The organism is Martelella sp. UBA3392 (assembly GCF_002358775.1).
Classification (GTDB): Bacteria; Pseudomonadota; Alphaproteobacteria; order Rhizobiales; family Rhizobiaceae; genus Martelella; species Martelella mediterranea.
On sequence record NZ_DEPM01000094.1, the window covers coordinates 1 to 15,755 of the forward strand.

General features: G+C 61.3%; 17 protein-coding genes. 11 read left to right on the forward strand and 6 right to left on the reverse strand.

Annotated features, from left to right (window positions below; translation table 11 throughout):
* Window positions 1-369 precede the first annotated feature (369 nt).
* From B4E36_RS07145 to B4E36_RS07165, 5 genes are read right to left on the reverse strand one after another with little or no spacing between them, the layout of a single operon-like run.
* Window positions 370-1,317 carry a 2-hydroxyacid dehydrogenase gene (locus B4E36_RS07145; protein ID WP_345900175.1) on the reverse strand — a complete coding sequence of 316 codons (948 nt, stop codon included), beginning with the start codon at window positions 1,315-1,317 and terminating at the stop codon, window positions 370-372.
* 57 nt (window positions 1,318-1,374) lie between these two features.
* Complete coding sequence (locus B4E36_RS07150; protein WP_292057263.1) at window positions 1,375-2,409, reverse strand: L-idonate 5-dehydrogenase; 1,035 nt, start codon at window positions 2,407-2,409, stop codon at window positions 1,375-1,377.
* 19 nt (window positions 2,410-2,428) lie between these two features.
* The gene (locus B4E36_RS07155) at window positions 2,429-2,992 is read right to left on the reverse strand and encodes a gluconokinase (protein ID WP_292057265.1); all 564 of its coding nucleotides are present in this window, start codon (window positions 2,990-2,992) and stop codon (window positions 2,429-2,431) included.
* Window positions 2,992-3,756: an SDR family oxidoreductase gene (locus tag B4E36_RS07160; protein WP_018067504.1), complete on the reverse strand. Its 765-nt coding sequence runs from the start codon at window positions 3,754-3,756 to the stop codon at window positions 2,992-2,994. The genes B4E36_RS07155 and B4E36_RS07160 overlap by 1 nt, the downstream gene beginning before the upstream one ends.
* Window positions 3,757-3,793: 37 nt before the next feature.
* On the reverse strand, window positions 3,794-4,468 hold the full coding sequence (locus B4E36_RS07165) for a 4-carboxy-4-hydroxy-2-oxoadipate aldolase/oxaloacetate decarboxylase (protein WP_292057268.1): 675 nt from the start codon (window positions 4,466-4,468) through the stop codon (window positions 3,794-3,796).
* Between the two features lie 222 nt (window positions 4,469-4,690).
* Between B4E36_RS07165 and B4E36_RS07170 the strand changes: the two genes are divergently transcribed.
* From B4E36_RS07170 to B4E36_RS07205, 8 genes are read left to right on the forward strand one after another with little or no spacing between them, the layout of a single operon-like run.
* A complete protein-coding gene (locus B4E36_RS07170) occupies window positions 4,691-5,113 on the forward strand; it encodes an acetyl-CoA carboxylase biotin carboxyl carrier protein (protein ID WP_292057270.1) in 423 nt (140 codons plus the stop codon).
* A complete protein-coding gene (locus tag B4E36_RS07175; protein ID WP_292057272.1) occupies window positions 5,106-6,476 on the forward strand; it encodes an acetyl-CoA carboxylase biotin carboxylase subunit in 1,371 nt (456 codons plus the stop codon). The genes B4E36_RS07170 and B4E36_RS07175 overlap by 8 nt, the downstream gene beginning before the upstream one ends.
* Window positions 6,469-7,122, forward strand: a complete 654-nt coding sequence (pxpB, locus tag B4E36_RS07180) for a 5-oxoprolinase subunit PxpB (protein ID WP_292057273.1) — start codon at window positions 6,469-6,471, stop codon at window positions 7,120-7,122. The genes B4E36_RS07175 and pxpB overlap by 8 nt, the downstream gene beginning before the upstream one ends.
* Entirely contained in the window at window positions 7,119-8,099 is a 981-nt protein-coding gene (locus tag B4E36_RS07185; RefSeq protein ID WP_292057275.1) for a biotin-dependent carboxyltransferase family protein, read from the forward strand. The genes pxpB and B4E36_RS07185 overlap by 4 nt, the downstream gene beginning before the upstream one ends.
* On the forward strand, window positions 8,089-8,487 hold the full coding sequence (locus tag B4E36_RS07190) for a hypothetical protein (RefSeq protein ID WP_292057277.1): 399 nt from the start codon (window positions 8,089-8,091) through the stop codon (window positions 8,485-8,487). The genes B4E36_RS07185 and B4E36_RS07190 overlap by 11 nt, the downstream gene beginning before the upstream one ends.
* Entirely contained in the window at window positions 8,484-9,245 is a 762-nt protein-coding gene (locus tag B4E36_RS07195; protein ID WP_292057278.1) for a LamB/YcsF family protein, read from the forward strand. Before B4E36_RS07190 ends, B4E36_RS07195 begins: the two co-directional genes overlap by 4 nt.
* 38 nt (window positions 9,246-9,283) lie before the next feature.
* A complete protein-coding gene (locus B4E36_RS07200; protein WP_292057279.1) occupies window positions 9,284-10,060 on the forward strand; it encodes an SDR family oxidoreductase in 777 nt (258 codons plus the stop codon).
* 43 nt (window positions 10,061-10,103) lie between these two features.
* Complete coding sequence (locus tag B4E36_RS07205) at window positions 10,104-11,312, forward strand: aspartate transaminase (RefSeq protein ID WP_292057280.1); 1,209 nt, start codon at window positions 10,104-10,106, stop codon at window positions 11,310-11,312.
* On the opposite strand, the gene B4E36_RS07210 is transcribed toward B4E36_RS07205, so the two are convergent.
* A complete protein-coding gene (locus B4E36_RS07210) occupies window positions 11,309-12,220 on the reverse strand; it encodes a LysR substrate-binding domain-containing protein (RefSeq protein WP_018067514.1) in 912 nt (303 codons plus the stop codon). The two genes, B4E36_RS07205 and B4E36_RS07210, sit on opposite strands and share 4 nt — an antisense overlap.
* A 414-nt stretch (window positions 12,221-12,634) precedes the next feature.
* On the opposite strand from B4E36_RS07210, the gene B4E36_RS07215 reads away from it, so the two are divergent.
* The 3 genes from B4E36_RS07215 (at window position 12,635) to B4E36_RS07225 (ending at window position 15,666) form a co-directional block, all read left to right on the forward strand.
* Entirely contained in the window at window positions 12,635-13,627 is a 993-nt protein-coding gene (locus B4E36_RS07215) for a TRAP transporter substrate-binding protein (RefSeq protein ID WP_292057283.1), read from the forward strand.
* A complete protein-coding gene (locus B4E36_RS07220; protein ID WP_292057285.1) occupies window positions 13,587-14,225 on the forward strand; it encodes a TRAP transporter small permease in 639 nt (212 codons plus the stop codon). Before B4E36_RS07215 ends, B4E36_RS07220 begins: the two co-directional genes overlap by 41 nt.
* Before the next feature lie 136 nt (window positions 14,226-14,361).
* On the forward strand, window positions 14,362-15,666 hold the full coding sequence (locus tag B4E36_RS07225; protein WP_292057287.1) for a TRAP transporter large permease: 1,305 nt from the start codon (window positions 14,362-14,364) through the stop codon (window positions 15,664-15,666).
* The last annotated feature ends 89 nt before the right edge of the window (window positions 15,667-15,755 follow it).

The following is a 15,755-nucleotide window of genomic DNA, read 5'->3' on the forward strand; positions in this document are numbered from 1 at the left end:
TGATTTAATAGGTCCTGAGCCTAGACATATCCGTCGAACGAACAGCGAGTATTATCAGGTCGCCAGCAGATGCTGTTTCATCGATGCTATGGCTATGAAATCCAGCTACACCAAGTTGCGGGACACGATCTCTCGCCGGGTGACTTTTTGAACTTTTGTCAATTTTAACCGAAACATGATTGCATTTCAGGAGGCAGAATCCCTTATGCGTGTGGCCCTTGCCCGATCTGCGCTTCGGCTATCTATTGGCGCGAAAAGCCGGAGTGCGGTAGAGAAACCAACGTGGCAGCACCGTGACCAGCTTTCGTGGCGCCATTGTCACGGGCCCTCATTTGCGACCCAGAACTTATCCTGATCACACGCGACGTTTCATATTACCGGCGTCGGCAGGGCGACGCCGGCGAAATGCGCTTCCAGATTATCGATCATCAGCTTGCCCATGGCCTTTCGAGTTTCAACCGTGCCGGAAGCAAGGTGGGGTTGAAGCAGGACATTTCTGCATGCGAGAAAACGCGGATCGAAATCCGGTTCGTTTTCGAAAACGTCGAGCGCTGCCGCGCCGAGCTTGCCGCTCTCAAGCGCCGAAAGAAGAGCCTCTTCATCAATATTCGAGGCCCGCGATATGTTGATCAGCATGCCCTCCGGCCCGAGCGCTTCGAGAACTTTGCAGCCAACGGTGTGGCGCGTGGCCTTTGAGGCGGCAAGGGTCACGAACAGGAAATCCGAGCGGGCGGCAAGTTCTTCCGGGTTCTCGACGAACTGCCAGTCGCGCGCATAGTCCTTCGGACCGATATCGCTGTAGGCGATCTCCATATCAAAGCCTGAAAGCCGGCGGGCAACCTCGAAGCCGATGCGGCCGAGACCCAGCACCCCTGCTCGCTTGCCGAATACCCTGCGCTGGGCCGGATATGTGCCATGCGCGGCCCAGTCGCCGAAACGCGCCCATTTTTCCGCGCCGATCATGCCGCGCGACAGGCAGAGCATCATCGCGATGCCAAAATCGGCGACGTCGCCGGTCAGCACATCGGGTGTATTGGTGACGCGGATCCCGCGCTCGCGCGCCGCATCCAGATCGACGGCATCGAAGCCAACGCCGTAGACGCTGATGATCTCAAGTGCCGGCAAAGCCTCGATCAGCGCCCGGGTGGCGCCAAGCTCCCCGCGGGTTGCGATAGCGCGGATCTTCCCGCCGTGTTCGGCGAGGTATGCCGCCTTGTCGTCAACCGCAAACAGGGGGTGCATGGTGAAAAGGCCGTCCAGACGCTCCATGTCCCATTCGGGATAGGGACCGAGCTGCAGTACATCCGGTTTCGACATCGAGAATTTCCTCTGATTTTATCGTTGTGCGGCGCCAGAGCCGCGATCCGACCGCGGCTATTCGAATTTCAACTGTACCTTCATCGACTCTGCGCGATTGCCGGCCTTTTCGAATGCCTCGACGGCATCGGCCAGCGGATAGGTGGCGCTGATGAGCGGTTTGACGTCGACAAGGCCCTTGTTGAGCAGATCGACAGCAAGTCCGTATTCTTCATGAAACCGGAACGAGCCGCGAATTTCGATTTCCTTTGAAACAACGAGGTTCTGCGGCAGGGCGACATCGCCGCCAAGGCCGAGCTGGACGAGGATGCCGCGCGGCGCAAGCGCCTTGAGGCCGCTTGCAAGCGCCCGCGCATTGCCGGATGCCTCGAACATCACATCGAAATAGCCCTTGCCTGCGCCGTAGGCTTCAAGCGCTTCCTCATTGTCGGCGACATTGATGGTGCGGTCGGCCCCGACAGCTTCGCCGAATGCGAGGGCTCCTGCCATGACGTCGGTCACGACGATCTCACGCGCGCCATGCGCCCGCGCCGCGACGATGCAGAGCGCGCCGATCGGACCGCAGCCGGAAATCAGCACCCGCTTGCCCAAAAGCGAACCGGCGCGGTTGACGGCATGTAGCGTCACGGCCAGAGGCTCCGCCATCGCCGCCTCGCCAAGTGAAACGCCAGCGGCGACTTTGTGGCACTGCCAGGCTTCGGCGATCAGACGCTCCCGGAATGCGCCCTGGATGTGCGGCATCGGCATGGCGCTGCCGTAAAAGCGCATGTTCACGCAGTGGTTCTGAAGGCCCTTCTGGCAGTAGGCACAGTCACCGCACGGCCGCGACGGCGACACCGCAACACGGTCGCCGATGGCAAACCCGCTCACGCCCTCGCCAAGCGCGGTCACCGTGCCGGCGACCTCATGGCCGAGGATCATCGGTTCGCGCAAACGGACATCGCCGAAACCGCCGTGATTGTAATAATGCAGATCGGACCCACAGATGCCGCCGACGCCGATCTGGACCTCGACCTGCCCGGCTGCGACCTGTTGCGACGCAATTTCCTCGATCCGCAAATCCTTTGCGGCATGAATGATGGCGGCTTTCATAAAGTGCTCCTGCTGGAAATTATTGTCGTGCCGAGCCTGCCGGAACGGGAAGCGAAGCATCGGTGATGATGGAATTGGCCGACTGGCGCAGAAACGCGGCAGCCTTTGCCTGCAACCGGTCGGCAGGACTGGCGAAATCAAGCGCAAGCACATCGTCCTCGCCATCGGTCGGCTCGAGCGTCGCGAGCTGGCTGTCCAGCAGGGTCGCGGGCATGTAATGGTCGTGCCGGGCCTCCATACGGGCTTTCAGCGCAGCGCGCTCTCCGCGCAGATGGATGAAGCCGAGCCCCGGCCCCGCCGTGCGACGCAAAAGATCGCGGTAGGATTTCTTCAGCGCTGAGCAGGCGACCACAACCCCGCTATCCTGCTTGCCAGCGCGCGCCAGCTCTTCGCCGATGCGCTCCAGCCATGGCCAGCGATCTTCATCCTGAAGCGGGATGCCGGCGCGCATCCTGTCAACGTTGTCGACACTGTGGAGGTCGTCGCCTTCCACAAACCGCGCTTGAAAAGCCTGCGCAAGGCGGCGGCCCAGCGTCGATTTCCCGCAACCACTGACTCCCATGACCACGACCTGAACCGCCATCAGACACTCACGGTGATGCCGCCATCCACGGCAAGCGTGTGGCCGTTGACGAAGGACGACGCCGATGAAGCGAGAAACACGGCGGCGCCGATCAGTTCCTCGACATTGCCCCACCTTCCGGCGGGCGTGCGCTTTTCAAGCCAGGCGGTAAATGCAGGATCATCGACGAGCGCCTGATTGAGCGGCGTTTCGAAATAGCCCGGCGCGATCGCATTGATCTGCAGGCCGTATTTCGCCCAGTCGGTGCACATGCCGCGCGTCAGGTTGCGCACCGCGCCCTTGGTAGCGGTATAGGGCGCAATGCCGGGCCGGGCGAGTTCGCTCTGCACCGAGCAGATATTGATGATCTTGCCGCGACCGCGACCGATCATGTGCCGGGCCACCGCCTGACCGGTGTAGAATGTCCCCGACACATTGGTATCGAAAAGACGCTGCCACTGCTCGGCGGGAAAATCCTCAAGCGGCGTGCGGTACTGAATGCCGGCATTGTTGATGAGGATTTCGATCGGTCCGATCTCGTCCTCGATCTTTGCGATCCCGGCTTCCACGGAAGCCCGATCCGTCACGTCGAAGATCGCAGGCCAGGCCTTGATCCCCTGCTTGCGGAAAGCCTCGACCGCGGCTTCGGTCCTGGCTGCATCGCGACCGTTGATCACCGGAATGGCGCCCTGGTCCGCGAGCCCTTGCGCCAGCGCATTGCCGATCCCCTGGCTCGAGCCTGTCACCAGCGCGATCTTGCCATCCAGTCTGAACATGTCCGACATCCGAAATCTCCCTGCATGCAAAAAATGAAGTGTAGGCTTAGAGGTCGGTGGTCAGACCCTTGGTCTTCAGCACGGCTTCCAGATTGCAGACATCGATGATGGTGCGGCCGTCCTTGTAAGCCTGAATGAACCCGGCTTCGGCATCTTCGCGGGCCTGGGATTTCTTCGCCACCTCGGCTGCGTCTTCCTTCCTGACCATGACAAGGCCATCGGCATCGCCGCAGATGACGTCGCCGGGGCGGATCACTTCACCGCCGACGATGATGTCGGCATTGACGCGGCCAAGCGTTTCCTTGACCGTGCCCTTGATGCAGACGCTGAGCGAGAATACCGGCAGGCCGAGTTCGATAAGCTGAAGTGTATCGCGCACGCCCGTATCGGTAACGACACCGGCAATCCCCTTTGCAAGGCAGGCATTGCCTAGGACATCGCCGAAACTGCCGGCTTCCTCGTATTCACCGGCGGAGACAACAATCACATCGCCCGGCTGGGCATAATGAATCGCAAGCTGCAGCATGATGTTGTCGCGGGGCGAGCTTTCGACCGTGAAAGCCGGACCGCAGAGCGACATGTTGCGATCGATGGGTTTGATGCGCGAGCTGAGCGCGCCGAGACGTCCCTGCGCCTCGTGGATCGTGGCGCTGCCGAATTTGGCAAGCGCTGCCACGTCTTCCTGCTTGGCGCGTTCGATTTTGGTCTTGATGTGCGGCATTTCCTCACCCTTTTATCGTGATGACGGGCATGTCCCGCCTGTTGCAGGCAAGCATAGGCAGCGCCAGGGCCGGGCGATAAGACCGTGTGCATCTGATGTAATCGGCAATGCCTATGTCGCAGCCCCACGTCATGCCAAAGCGCTCTGACGTCATTGCAGGCTTGCGATGCTAGTTTTTGACGAAACGCTGGTTCCAAAAGCAAATCAGGACGCGAAGACTGGATGCCGATCACGACAGAAAACCTGATCGCCCGTATGACCTGGGTCCGAAAGAACGGCCTTGCAGCCTTCTCCTATGACGAAGACGGCAACAAGGTATCGATGGTCAGCGGCGCTGTTTCTCCATCCGCGCGTAAGTCCCCGCCGCCTGCGCCGAAGCCCGCTATCGCGGATGAAACGCCCGCTTTCAGAGGCATTTCCGCACCGTTCGGCGGTGTCTGCTACCTCGCCGACAAGCCGGGCGCGCGTCCCTTCGTGACGGTCGGTGACCGGGTTTCGAAAGGCCAGACGGTCTGTCTGATCGAGGCGATGAAGATCATGACGGCGATCGCTGCCGAACGGGACGGGGTAATAGCGGAAATCCTTATAGAAGACGGCGACCAAGTCGATGCCGCCGCGATGTTGATGAAGCTCGCAGATGACTGAGACCAGACAGAAAACGCTGTTCGTCGCCAATCGCGGCGAGATTGCGCTCAGAATCATCCGGGCCGGCAGAAGGCTGGGACTGCGGGTGGCCTGCGGCTTTTCCGAAGCCGATCGTGATGCGTCCTATCTCGCGGCTGCCGATGATGCGATCTGCATTGGCCCGGCGGCGGCGTCAAAGAGCTACCTCAATATAGCCGCCATCATCAGTGCGGCCCGCCTGCTCAAGGCGGACCTCATCCATCCCGGCTACGGCTTTCTTTCGGAAAAGCCGGAATTCGCCGAGGCGGTTGAAAGCGCCGGCATGACGCTGGTGGGTCCAAGCGCCGACGTCATGCGCCGCATGGGCGACAAGGTCGAGGCCAAGGCCGCCATGCTGGCCGCCGGCGTTCCATGCGTTCCAGGTTCAAAAGGCGCGCTTCCGGCAGATCCAGCCGGTATGCGGCCGATCGCCGAAGAAACCGGCTTCCCGGTGATCTTGAAGGCTGCCGGCGGCGGTGGCGGGCGCGGCATGCGGGTCGTGCGGCGGGCGGAAGAGCTTGCCGAGGCTGCCATGCTGACCCGACAGGAGGCGGAACGCTTCTTCGGCAATGCGGAAATTTATCTGGAAAAATTCCTTGAGCGCCCGCGCCATGTCGAAATCCAGATCATGGCGGATGCCCATGGCCATGCGGTCTGGCTCGGCGATCGCGATTGTTCGATGCAGCGCCGACACCAGAAGCTAATCGAGGAGGCCCCGGCGCCCGGGATCGACCGCGCGCTTGTGGCCGAAATTGGTGCGCGCTGCGCCCGATCCTGCGTCGATATCGGCTATGTCGGCGCCGGCACGTTCGAGTTTCTCTATGAGGACGGCCAGTTCTATTTCATCGAGATGAACACCCGCATTCAGGTGGAACACCCGGTCACCGAAATGGTGACGGGTCTCGATATCGTCGCGCTGCAGATCGAGATGGCCTGCGGCAAGCCTTTGCCCTTCGTGCAGGACGATATCGTCTCTGCCGGCCACGCGATCGAGTGTCGCATCAATGCCGAAGACCCCGAAACCTTCGCGCCAAGTCCGGGACGGGTTACCGCGCTGCATCTGCCGGGCGGTCCCGGCGTCCGGGTCGACACGCATATGAATTCCGGCGGCGCGGTTTCAGCGCATTACGATTCCATGATCGCCAAGGTGATCGCACATGGCGCGGACCGGACCGAAGCGCTTGCGCGCGCCCATGCGGCGGTCGCCGAAATGCGGGTCGAGGGGATCAGCACTAACCTCTCCCTTCACCGCGATCTGATCGCCGAAACCGGCTTTGCCGCCGGCGGCGTTTCGATCCACCATCTCGAGCGCCTCTTGAAGGGCAAGGCAGGCGATCATGCCTGAACAGGGCCTGTTTCCGATTGGCAGCCGCGCCCTGATCTATCAGGTCGATTGCCCGTTTGACCTCCCCCACCAGCAGCGCATCTGGGCGATGGCCGAGGAGGTCTCGACATGGAAATGCGTGGCCGAGGCCGCGACGGGCATGACCAATCTGGCGCTGCGGCTGAAGGACGTGCCGCCCGACCTCGACATTCTCGAAATGCGCCTCGATGCGCTGTGGCAAAGCGGACGCACCAAGACGCTCACAGGCAAGGTGCTCGACATCGACATCACCTATGGCGGCGCGGGCGGCCCGCATATCCATGAGGTCGCCGAGATGACCGGCCTTGGCATCGACGAACTGGTGCGCCGTCATGCAGCGCCCAGCTACACGGTGTTCGCCGTCGGCAGCCATGCGGGCTATTGCTATCTCGGCGGGCTCGATCCGCGCCTTCAAACGCCGCGGCGCAAGGTGCCGCTTCAAAACCTGCCGGGCGGCTCGCTGTCCGTCGCCGGTCTGCAGACAGGGGTATCGGCCTCGGCCGGGCCGAGCGGCTGGAACACGATCGGCACGGCCGACACCGTGTTCTTCGACCCGATGCGCGAGCCTGCCGCCCTTCTCGTACCGGGCGACCAGATCCGGTTCAGGCCGGTGGAGGTGATCGCATGATCGAAGTTGTTGCACTCCCGGCCCTTGCCACCGTTCAGGATCTCGGACGACACGGTCATTGGACCGAGGGCCTGGGATCGGCGGGCGTGATGGACCCGCTTTCTCACCGCATCGCCAACTGGCTTCTCGGCAATGCCGATACTGACGCCACGTTCGAAATTCCACTGACGCCAGGGCGGTTCGAATTCATCGAGGATACCGGCTTTGCGATTGCCGGCGCTGCCTGCGACGCCAGGCTCGACGGCCTCGCACTGCCCCGCTGCTTTGCCGGGACGGCGCTTGCCGGGCAGGTTCTCGAATTCGGCGCGATGCGCGATGGCGCGCGGGTCTATCTCGCGCTTCCCGGCGGCATCGACGTGCCGGAAATGCTGGGCTCGCGCAGCACCCAGTTGCGCGAAGGCTTCGGCGGCTTCGAAGGCCGGGTTCTCAAGCCCGGCGATCGCCTGCAGGGCCGCTCTGCGCCGGGCAGGCTGAGCCGCATCAGCGTCAACCTTCCACCGCTGCGACAGGATGGCGAAGCCGAAATTCGCCTCCGCGTGATCCCCTCGGCGGAAACCGGGCAATTCACGGAAACCGCGCTGGAAGGGTTTTATGGCAAGGCCTACAAGGTCACCCCGCAGAGCAACCGCCAGGGCTATCGCCTTGAGGGTCCGATACTGGAACGGTGGACGGAAGGTGAGTTGCGCTCTCACGGCATCGCGCCCGGCATCATCCAGGTGCCGGCCTCCGGCCAGCCGATCATTCAGCTCGCCGATGCCGCGACGATGGGCGGCTACCCCAAGATCGGTTGCGTCATCGACGCTGATCTCTGGCGGGTGGCGCAGGCAAAACCAGGCGATCTGATCCGGTTCGAACCGCTGACCCTTGCCGGAATGAGAGAGGCCGAAGAGGCCTTCGCAGCCTACCTCGAAGAAACCCGGCAGCAAGTCGCGACAGGCCGAAGACTGTTTCAAAGCTGGAGCCGCGATGTTTTCTGAAACCGAACTCGAAACCCTGAGCGAAGGCATGCGTCAGACCGGTATCCGGGAACTCCGGATCGATGGCGTCGATGGCTTTCTGGAACTCGTCCTGCCCGAGGCAGAACATCAAGCGTCGCTGGTCACTGGTCCCGCTCCAACCACGCGTGTTTCCGTCCGAAGCCCCGCGCTTGGCTTGTTTCAGCCGTGCGGCGATGATGACGGGCTTTCCGCAGTCTCGTTCGGTTCGAGCGTCCGCGCGGGCCAGATCATCGGCTACGTTGCCGACGGCTGCGTGCGCGCGCCGATCGAAGCGCCAGCATCGGGCGTCATCGCCTCCGACATCCCAGCGTCCGGAACGGTGGTGGGCTATTGCGACATTCTGTTCGAACTGGAGGCTCAGCCATGAAGATCGATATCAACGCGGATCTGGGCGAAGGTTTCGGCCCTTACGAAATCGCTGATGATGCAGCGCTGATGGACCAGATCACCTCCGCCAATGTTGCCTGCGGCTATCATGCCGGCGATCCGGTGATCATGGACCGCACCGTCCGTCTCGCCAAGGAAAAGGGCGTCGATCTCGGCGCCCATGTGGCTTTCCCCGACAGGATGGGTTTCGGTCGCCGCAAGATGGATATGCCGCTAGGCGAATTGCAGGCCCATGTCCTCTACCAGCTTGGCGCGCTTGATGCCTTTGCCCGCCGCGCCGGCCACCGGATCACCCACCTCAATCCCCATGGCGCGCTTGGCAATCTGGCTAGCGCCGATACGGCGATCGCCGAGGCGCTTGCAGATGCAACGGGTGACTTCGATCCCGAGATCGCCTTTCTGGTTCTGCCCGGAAGCGCGCTGGAAAAGGCGGCGCTGGAGCGCGGACGCAAGGTCGTCCGGCTGTTTCTCGCCGATCGCGGCTATCTGCCGAACGGCCAGCTTGCACCACGCAACCAGAAGGGCGCTGTCATCAAGGATGTGGATGCGGTTCTCGCCCGTGTCTTCCAGGTGCTGGGCGAGCAGAAGATCACCTGCGTCACAGGCGAGGAAATCGACATGCAGGTGCAGTCAATCCTCATTCATTCCGATACGCCCGGCGCGCTCGAACTGGCAACCCTGCTGCGGGCGAAAATCCTGTCTGCCGGCGGCGTGGTCGCACCGATGACGCGCCGATGATGCCGAATTCTGAGACATATTGAACACAAGGAATACCGATGCCCGCTTCTGATTACAAAACCGCTCTCGTCACGGGCGCTTCTACCGGCATGGGCCGCGCTATCGCCGAAAGGCTGGCCGAGAAGGGGCTGAAAGTCCACGCCGTTGCGCGCAACGCAAAGAGCCTTGAGGAACTTGCCGCGACCAACGGCAACATCGTCACGCATGTGCTCGACGTTTCAGACACCGAGGCGGTGACGAAAATGGTCTCCGGGCTTGATATTGACGTGCTGGTCAATTGCGCCGGCGTCTCGCGGCCGGGTAGCATTCTCCAGTCGGATGCCTTCGACATCGACGAGCAGATCGACGTCAACCTGCGCGCCGGCCTGCATCTCGCCCGCCTGCTGCTGCCGAAAATGATGGAGCGCGACCGCGGGCATATCTTCAATATCACCTCGATGGCCGGCCATTACGAATTCGGCGGTCACATCGCCTATCACGCCACCAAGGCCGCAATGCACACTGTTTCCCGGCAACTGCGCGTCGATGCCTTCGGACGGCGCGTGCGGGTCACCGAAATCAGTCCCGGCCGGGTCGAGACCGATATTTTCGCCCGCGTCGAAAAGATCAGCCCCGAGGAAGCCCGCGAGAAGTATTTCGAAGGCTTCGAGATGCCGCAGGTCTCCGACATCGCCGACGCCGTCGAATACGCGATTGAGACGCCGCAATACGTCAATATCGGCCTGATCGAACTGCTGCCGACCCTGCAGGTGCCGGGCGGCCTGAGGACGGGCAAGCGCGTCGGCGGCGACGTCATTCTCACCGGCAACAAATAGGACGCCGTCGCCTCAGCCAGAATAGCAAACCGAGGAGTACCTCATGTCGGCAGAAAAACTTGCCACCCGCGTGACATCGATCCGCGTTTCTCCAAGCACCGCCGCCGCCCAGAAGGTGCGCGACCTCAAGGCCGAAGGTCGCGAGATCCTGAACCTTACGGTGGGCGAACCGGATTTCGACACCCCGCACGCGATCAAGACGGTCGGCGTCAAGGCAATCGCGGAAGGCGACACCAAATATACGCCGGTCAACGGCACGGTCGCGCTGCGCAAGGCCATCCAGCATGACTTCAAGACAAGGCTCGACATCGACTGCGATCTTGATCGCATCTGCGTTGGCGGCGGGGCGAAACAGATCCTGTTCGTTGCAATGATGGCGACGGTCGAAGCCGGCACGGAAGTCATCGTGCCTGCGCCCTACTGGGTCTCCTACCCGGACATGGTGGTTGCGAATGGCGGCACGCCGGTGATCGTCCATTGCGACGAGAGCACCCGGTTCAAGCTAACGCCCGAGGCGCTCGAGGCTGCGATCACCCCGCGCACCCGCTGGGTGATCCTGAATTCGCCGTCGAACCCGACGGGCGCTGCCTACACCGCCGAAGAACTGCGCGCGCTCGGCGAGGTCATCAAGCGACACCCAGATGTGCTGGTGATGTGCGACGAAATCTATGACCGCATCTGGTTTGCGGACTTTCCGGCACAGAGCATTGTGAGCGTGATGCCGGAGCTTGCCGATCAGGCGCTGGTCGTCAACGGCGTTTCCAAGTCATATGCCATGACAGGCTGGCGGATCGGCTATGCGGTCGGGCCGAAATTCCTGATCGACGCGATCAACAAGCTGCAGTCACAGATGTCTTCCTGCCCGTCCTCCATCAGCCAGGCCGCCGCCGCTGCCGCGTTGACCGGTCCGCAGGACAGCGTCGAGGAAACCGTCTCGGTCTACCGTGCGCGCCGTGATCGCGCGCATGAGCTGATCAATGCAATCCCCGGACTTTCCTGCCTGTTGCCGGACGGCGCCTTCTATCTTTATCCGAACTGCGCCGGCGTCATCGGCAAGAAGACTCCAGCCGGCAAGACCATCGAGACCGATCTCGATTTCAGCCTTTACCTCCTGGAAGAGGCAGGCGTCGCTTCGGTGCATGGCGGCGCCTACGGGCTTGAGCCTTATTTCCGTATCTCGACTGCGACGTCGATGGAAATCATCGAAGCCGCCTGCGCTAAAATCGCGGATGCGGTCGCGAAACTCAGCTAATCCTGCTGTTCGCCATGCTGGCGGGCGAGCGCGACGAGGTTCTCCTGAACCACCGTCGTCGCCTCGCTCAACGGCAACTGCGCCGACCAGCAGACCGACATGTTGATGCGCATGTTGGGATTGCGGATACGGAAGCTTCTCGCCTCGGGCAGCCGGCGCTGCACGGCCTTGCACGCAGACAGCGGCAGGATCGTGTCTCCGAGCCCTTCGCCAAGTGCGTTTGAAAGCACGGAGATCGACTCCGTCTCGGCGATAATGCGCGGGGCAAGGCTCATACGGCCGAGATTGGTCTCGATGACCTGCCGCAGGGTATGGACCCGGCTCGGCAGGATGAGGTCGCGCTGCGCCACATCGGCGAAGCCAACATCCGCGCCGTCTTCGAATTCCTCCGATACCGTCACGAAATGCAGTTCCTCGGTCAGTATGCGTTCGAAGCCGAGGCTCGGAATGGGACCGGGATAGAAGATCAGAGCCACGTCCATCTTGCCGGTCATCAGCAACTCGCTCATGGTTCCGCCGCCGACATTCTCGTTGACGTAGAGCACGATGCCCGGATATTCGGCACGAATCTTCTTGATCAATTGCGCCGCCAGAAGCGCGCCGAGACCGAGCGGCGCAAGGCCGACCCGCACGACGCCTGTGATTTCCTCGGATGCGCTGGCGATATCGAGTTCGGCCTCGTCGATCTGGCGCAGGATGCGCTGCGCATGGCGATAGAGCACCTTGCCCGCCTCTGTCGGAACGACGCCGCGTTTGGAGCGGATCAACAATTGCCGGCCGTAATGGGCCTCAAGGGCTGCGATCTGCTGACTGAGCGCAGGCTGGGCGATATGCAGCATCGCTGACGCACGGGTGATGCTGCCGATATCGATGATCTTGACGAAAGACTTCAGCTTGCGGATATCCATGACGCTCGTCCCTGCAATCGCGCTTTTGTGCCATACGCGGTTTTATCTGGCTTTGAGACGCAGTATCGCGACGACTGACACCGAGACGGGCACGACATACGACGGTTTTTTGCGGCGGATATACATGAAAACGCCGATTTGTTGTAGCCTCCTGTGCAACGCGCCACTACAAGCTGCACGATCGAACATGGCGGACCGGGCGTCGATCGTATTTTAAGCGCTGCGAAGCTGGGCGCGCAAGCAGACGTAAACATAGGTTTTCACGATCACATCAGAGCGAACCAGTGTTTTTCCTGCACGGACAACATCTCTAACCTGCGGAACTGCGTACAAAAAATGGGTTCAGGTCTTCCGGCGCGTATGTGAAATGCCTTTGCGCCGCCGGTTGATCGCAACGAAGTAGGGAACAGACGTATGAAACTGCTTAAAACAACCGGCATCGCTACCGCCGCGCTGATCGCCTCTGCGAGCATCGCCGCCGCGGAAACCAATCTCCGCTTTTCCGACGTTCTTCCGGAAGGCAATTTCATGGTCGACAATGCTCGGACCTTTGCCGAAGCCGTCGAGAAGGCCACCGATGGCGAGGTGACCATCACCGTGAACGCCGCCGGTTCGCTCGGCTTCAAAGGCCCCGACCAGCTCGCCGCAGTCCGCGATGGTCTTGTCGACATGGCTGACATTAACATCAGCCAGCAGGTCGGCTCCAATCCCATGTTCGGCGCCGAGGGCGTGCCTTTCCTGGTCACCTCGATGGATGAGCTGAAGGAATACCACACCTATCTGCGTCCCGAATTCGAGAAGCTGTTCGAGCAGTATAACCAGAAGCTGATTTACATGGTGCCGTCGCCGGCACAGTATGTCTATCTGAAGGAGAAGATCGGAAACATCGACGATTTCGATGGCATTCCGGTGCGCGGCGCCGACAAGAACACCGTCGACATCATCAGCAGCATCGGCATGGACGGCGTGGTCATGCCGTGGGGCGAGCTTCTGCCCGCGCTGGCTTCCGGCCGCGTCGATGGCGTTGCCACCTCGGCCACCTCCGGCGTTGACGGCCGCTTCTGGGAATTCCTGGAATACATCTACCCGACCAACCACACCTGGGGCTCCAACGCAGTTACCATCAACATGGATGTCTGGAACGATCTTTCCGAAGAAGATCAGGCCGCCATTCTTGATGTCGCCGCTGAACTGGAGCCCGCGTTCTGGGACGTGTCGCGCGAAGCCGACGAAAAGAGCATCAAGATCATGGAAGACAACGGCATGGTTCTGGTTCCGCTTTCGGATGAGCTGAAGGCGGAGATTGCCGACAAGGCCACGACCGTACAGTCCGCGTTCTTCGAACGCGTTCCGGACGCCAAGCCCTATGCCGACGAATTCCTCGCAACGAAAAGCGCGCAAGACTGAAATGAGTGATACCCCGTCTCGCGAAAACACCCGCCCCCTCGGTGGATTTCGTGGACCTGCTGCGGTCCTGCAAAGGACCGCAGATCTGGTTTCACTCTTCGGCGCATGGCTTGCCGGGCTCTGCATCGCAAGCCTGACTCTGCTGGTGCTGACGGATATTCTGCTCGCCTTCTTCAGCAGATATCTGAGCTTTGTCCCTTCGGGAACGGGCATTGGCTGGGAGTATAGCGCCTACCTGATGGGCGCGGCCTTTCTGCTGGGCTCCGGCATGACACTGCGGGCCGGACTGCAATTGCGCGTTGAACTCATTCTTTCTTCAGGTCGGGCCGGGCTCGTCCGGGTTCTCGAGATTGTTTCCGCCGCGCTCGGTTCCGCCGTCACCGTCACCCTGGCGATATGGCTCTTCAAGTTCACGCTGCGCAACTATGGCTATGGCGATGTCTCGCAGGAGAGTTTCACGCCGCTGTGGATCCCCCAGGCCGTGCTGACGCTTGGCGCCGCGATCCTGGCCTTCCAGATGATCGCCCGGCTTATCACCGCTGTTAGCGGCAATGTGGTCAACGACCCCCAATTGGGCGCGGCCAGCGCCATCGAGTGACAGAGGCATATCCGGCAGGAGCGGATGTCGCCTTCCGCCGGATACGTCCAAAACAATGAAAGCGCATTTGAGGTGATTTTTTCACCGGAACAGCGCCGGTGCGGCAGAGACCGCAGCTTTAATCAAAGGTGAACTTATGGGAACGGTCGTCGCAAGCCTTTTCGGGCTTTTGTTCGGAACTCTCGCCGCAGGCGCATGGATCGGCATTGCGTTGCTGACGACCGCGATCGGCCTCGCCGCCTTCTTCACCCACATTCCGATCGACCGGCTGTTTCCGCAGTACATCTTCAACATTCTGACGACGCCCGATCTGGTGGCCCTGCCGCTGTTTATCCTGATGGGCGAGTTTCTGTTTCGCACCAAGCTTTCGCAGGCGCTGTTTTCGGGACTTGCGCCATGGGCGGGCCTGCTGCCGGGCCGCCTGCTACATGTCAATATCGTCGGCTGTTCGATCTTTGCGGCAATTTCCGGCTCGTCGGCGGCAACAACGCAGGTCGTCGGGCGAATGACGCTGAAGGAACTCCTGAACCGCGGCTATTCGCCGGAACTTGCCATCGGCAGCCTCGCAGGCGCAGGCACGCTTGGCTTCCTGATCCCGCCCTCGACGGTGATGATCATGTATGGCGTTCTCGCCAATGAATCCGTTCTCAGACTGTTTACCGCCGGCTTCATTCCGGGCCTGCTGCTGGCCTCGACCTTCGGCGCCTATATCATGATCCGCAGCAGCATCAAGAAGGACCTTGTTCCCGAAAGCGAGCGCGCGCTGCGCCACATTCCCTTCCGTCAGCGCGTTGCGGCGCTGCGCGATCTCGCGCCCGCCATGTTCCTGATCGTCTGCGTGCTGGGCTCGATGTATGGCGGTCTCGCGACGCCCTCGGAAGCCGCGGCGCTCGGCGTCGTCGGCGCCTTCCTCGTTGCCCTCTTCCAGAAGGCACTTTCGCTGCGGGTGATGCGCGACATCGTGCTTGGCGCGGTGCAGACATGTTCGGTCATGGGCATCATCATTCTCGGCGCCTCGGTGCTCGGCAATATCACCTCCACGCTCGGCATACCGTCCGCCGTCGCCAACTTCGTGACCGAGATGAACCTATCACCGATCCTGCTAATCGTGGCGCTGATCGCGCTCTATCTGATCCTCGGCACGGCGCTTGAAGGCTTCGCAATGATCGCGACGACGCTGCCAGTGGTCCTGCCGCTGGTGGAAACGGCCGGCTTCGACAAGCTCTGGTTCGGCATCTTCATGGTCCTGGTCGTCGAAATGGCCCAGATCACGCCGCCGGTGGCCTTCAATTTCGCGGTGATCCAGAACATCACCGGCCGCAGCACGGCCTATATCGCCAAGGTGACCTTCCCGTTCCTGGTGATCATGATCATGTTCGTGCTGCTGCTGGCCCTGTTCCCTCAGATCGTCACATTCCTGCCGGACATGCTTTACGGCTAGTGCGAAACCGGCAAGCGTTCAGCCGAAAAAATAGAAGTCCCAATAATCAGGTGTTTATTCATGGCTTGTTGATTTTCACTGAGAACTGA

Coding starts and splice junctions, on each gene's coding strand:
- B4E36_RS07210 (WP_018067514.1), bottom strand. CDS start 12,220: ATGGATATCCGCAAGCTGAAGTCTTTCGTCAAGATCATCGATATCGGC.
- B4E36_RS07220 (WP_292057285.1), top strand. CDS start 13,587: ATGCCGACGAATTCCTCGCAACGAAAAGCGCGCAAGACTGAAATGAGT.
- B4E36_RS07225 (WP_292057287.1), top strand. CDS start 14,362: ATGGGAACGGTCGTCGCAAGCCTTTTCGGGCTTTTGTTCGGAACTCTC.
- B4E36_RS07200 (WP_292057279.1), top strand. CDS start 9,284: ATGCCCGCTTCTGATTACAAAACCGCTCTCGTCACGGGCGCTTCTACC.
- B4E36_RS07190 (WP_292057277.1), top strand. CDS start 8,089: ATGTTTTCTGAAACCGAACTCGAAACCCTGAGCGAAGGCATGCGTCAG.
- B4E36_RS07175 (WP_292057272.1), top strand. CDS start 5,106: ATGACTGAGACCAGACAGAAAACGCTGTTCGTCGCCAATCGCGGCGAG.
- B4E36_RS07215 (WP_292057283.1), top strand. CDS start 12,635: ATGAAACTGCTTAAAACAACCGGCATCGCTACCGCCGCGCTGATCGCC.
- B4E36_RS07205 (WP_292057280.1), top strand. CDS start 10,104: ATGTCGGCAGAAAAACTTGCCACCCGCGTGACATCGATCCGCGTTTCT.
- B4E36_RS07155 (WP_292057265.1), bottom strand. CDS start 2,992: ATGGCGGTTCAGGTCGTGGTCATGGGAGTCAGTGGTTGCGGGAAATCG.
- pxpB (WP_292057273.1), top strand. CDS start 6,469: ATGCCTGAACAGGGCCTGTTTCCGATTGGCAGCCGCGCCCTGATCTAT.
- B4E36_RS07150 (WP_292057263.1), bottom strand. CDS start 2,409: ATGAAAGCCGCCATCATTCATGCCGCAAAGGATTTGCGGATCGAGGAA.
- B4E36_RS07170 (WP_292057270.1), top strand. CDS start 4,691: ATGCCGATCACGACAGAAAACCTGATCGCCCGTATGACCTGGGTCCGA.
- B4E36_RS07185 (WP_292057275.1), top strand. CDS start 7,119: ATGATCGAAGTTGTTGCACTCCCGGCCCTTGCCACCGTTCAGGATCTC.
- B4E36_RS07160 (WP_018067504.1), bottom strand. CDS start 3,756: ATGTCGGACATGTTCAGACTGGATGGCAAGATCGCGCTGGTGACAGGC.
- B4E36_RS07145 (WP_345900175.1), bottom strand. CDS start 1,317: ATGTCGAAACCGGATGTACTGCAGCTCGGTCCCTATCCCGAATGGGAC.
- B4E36_RS07195 (WP_292057278.1), top strand. CDS start 8,484: ATGAAGATCGATATCAACGCGGATCTGGGCGAAGGTTTCGGCCCTTAC.
- B4E36_RS07165 (WP_292057268.1), bottom strand. CDS start 4,468: ATGCCGCACATCAAGACCAAAATCGAACGCGCCAAGCAGGAAGACGTG.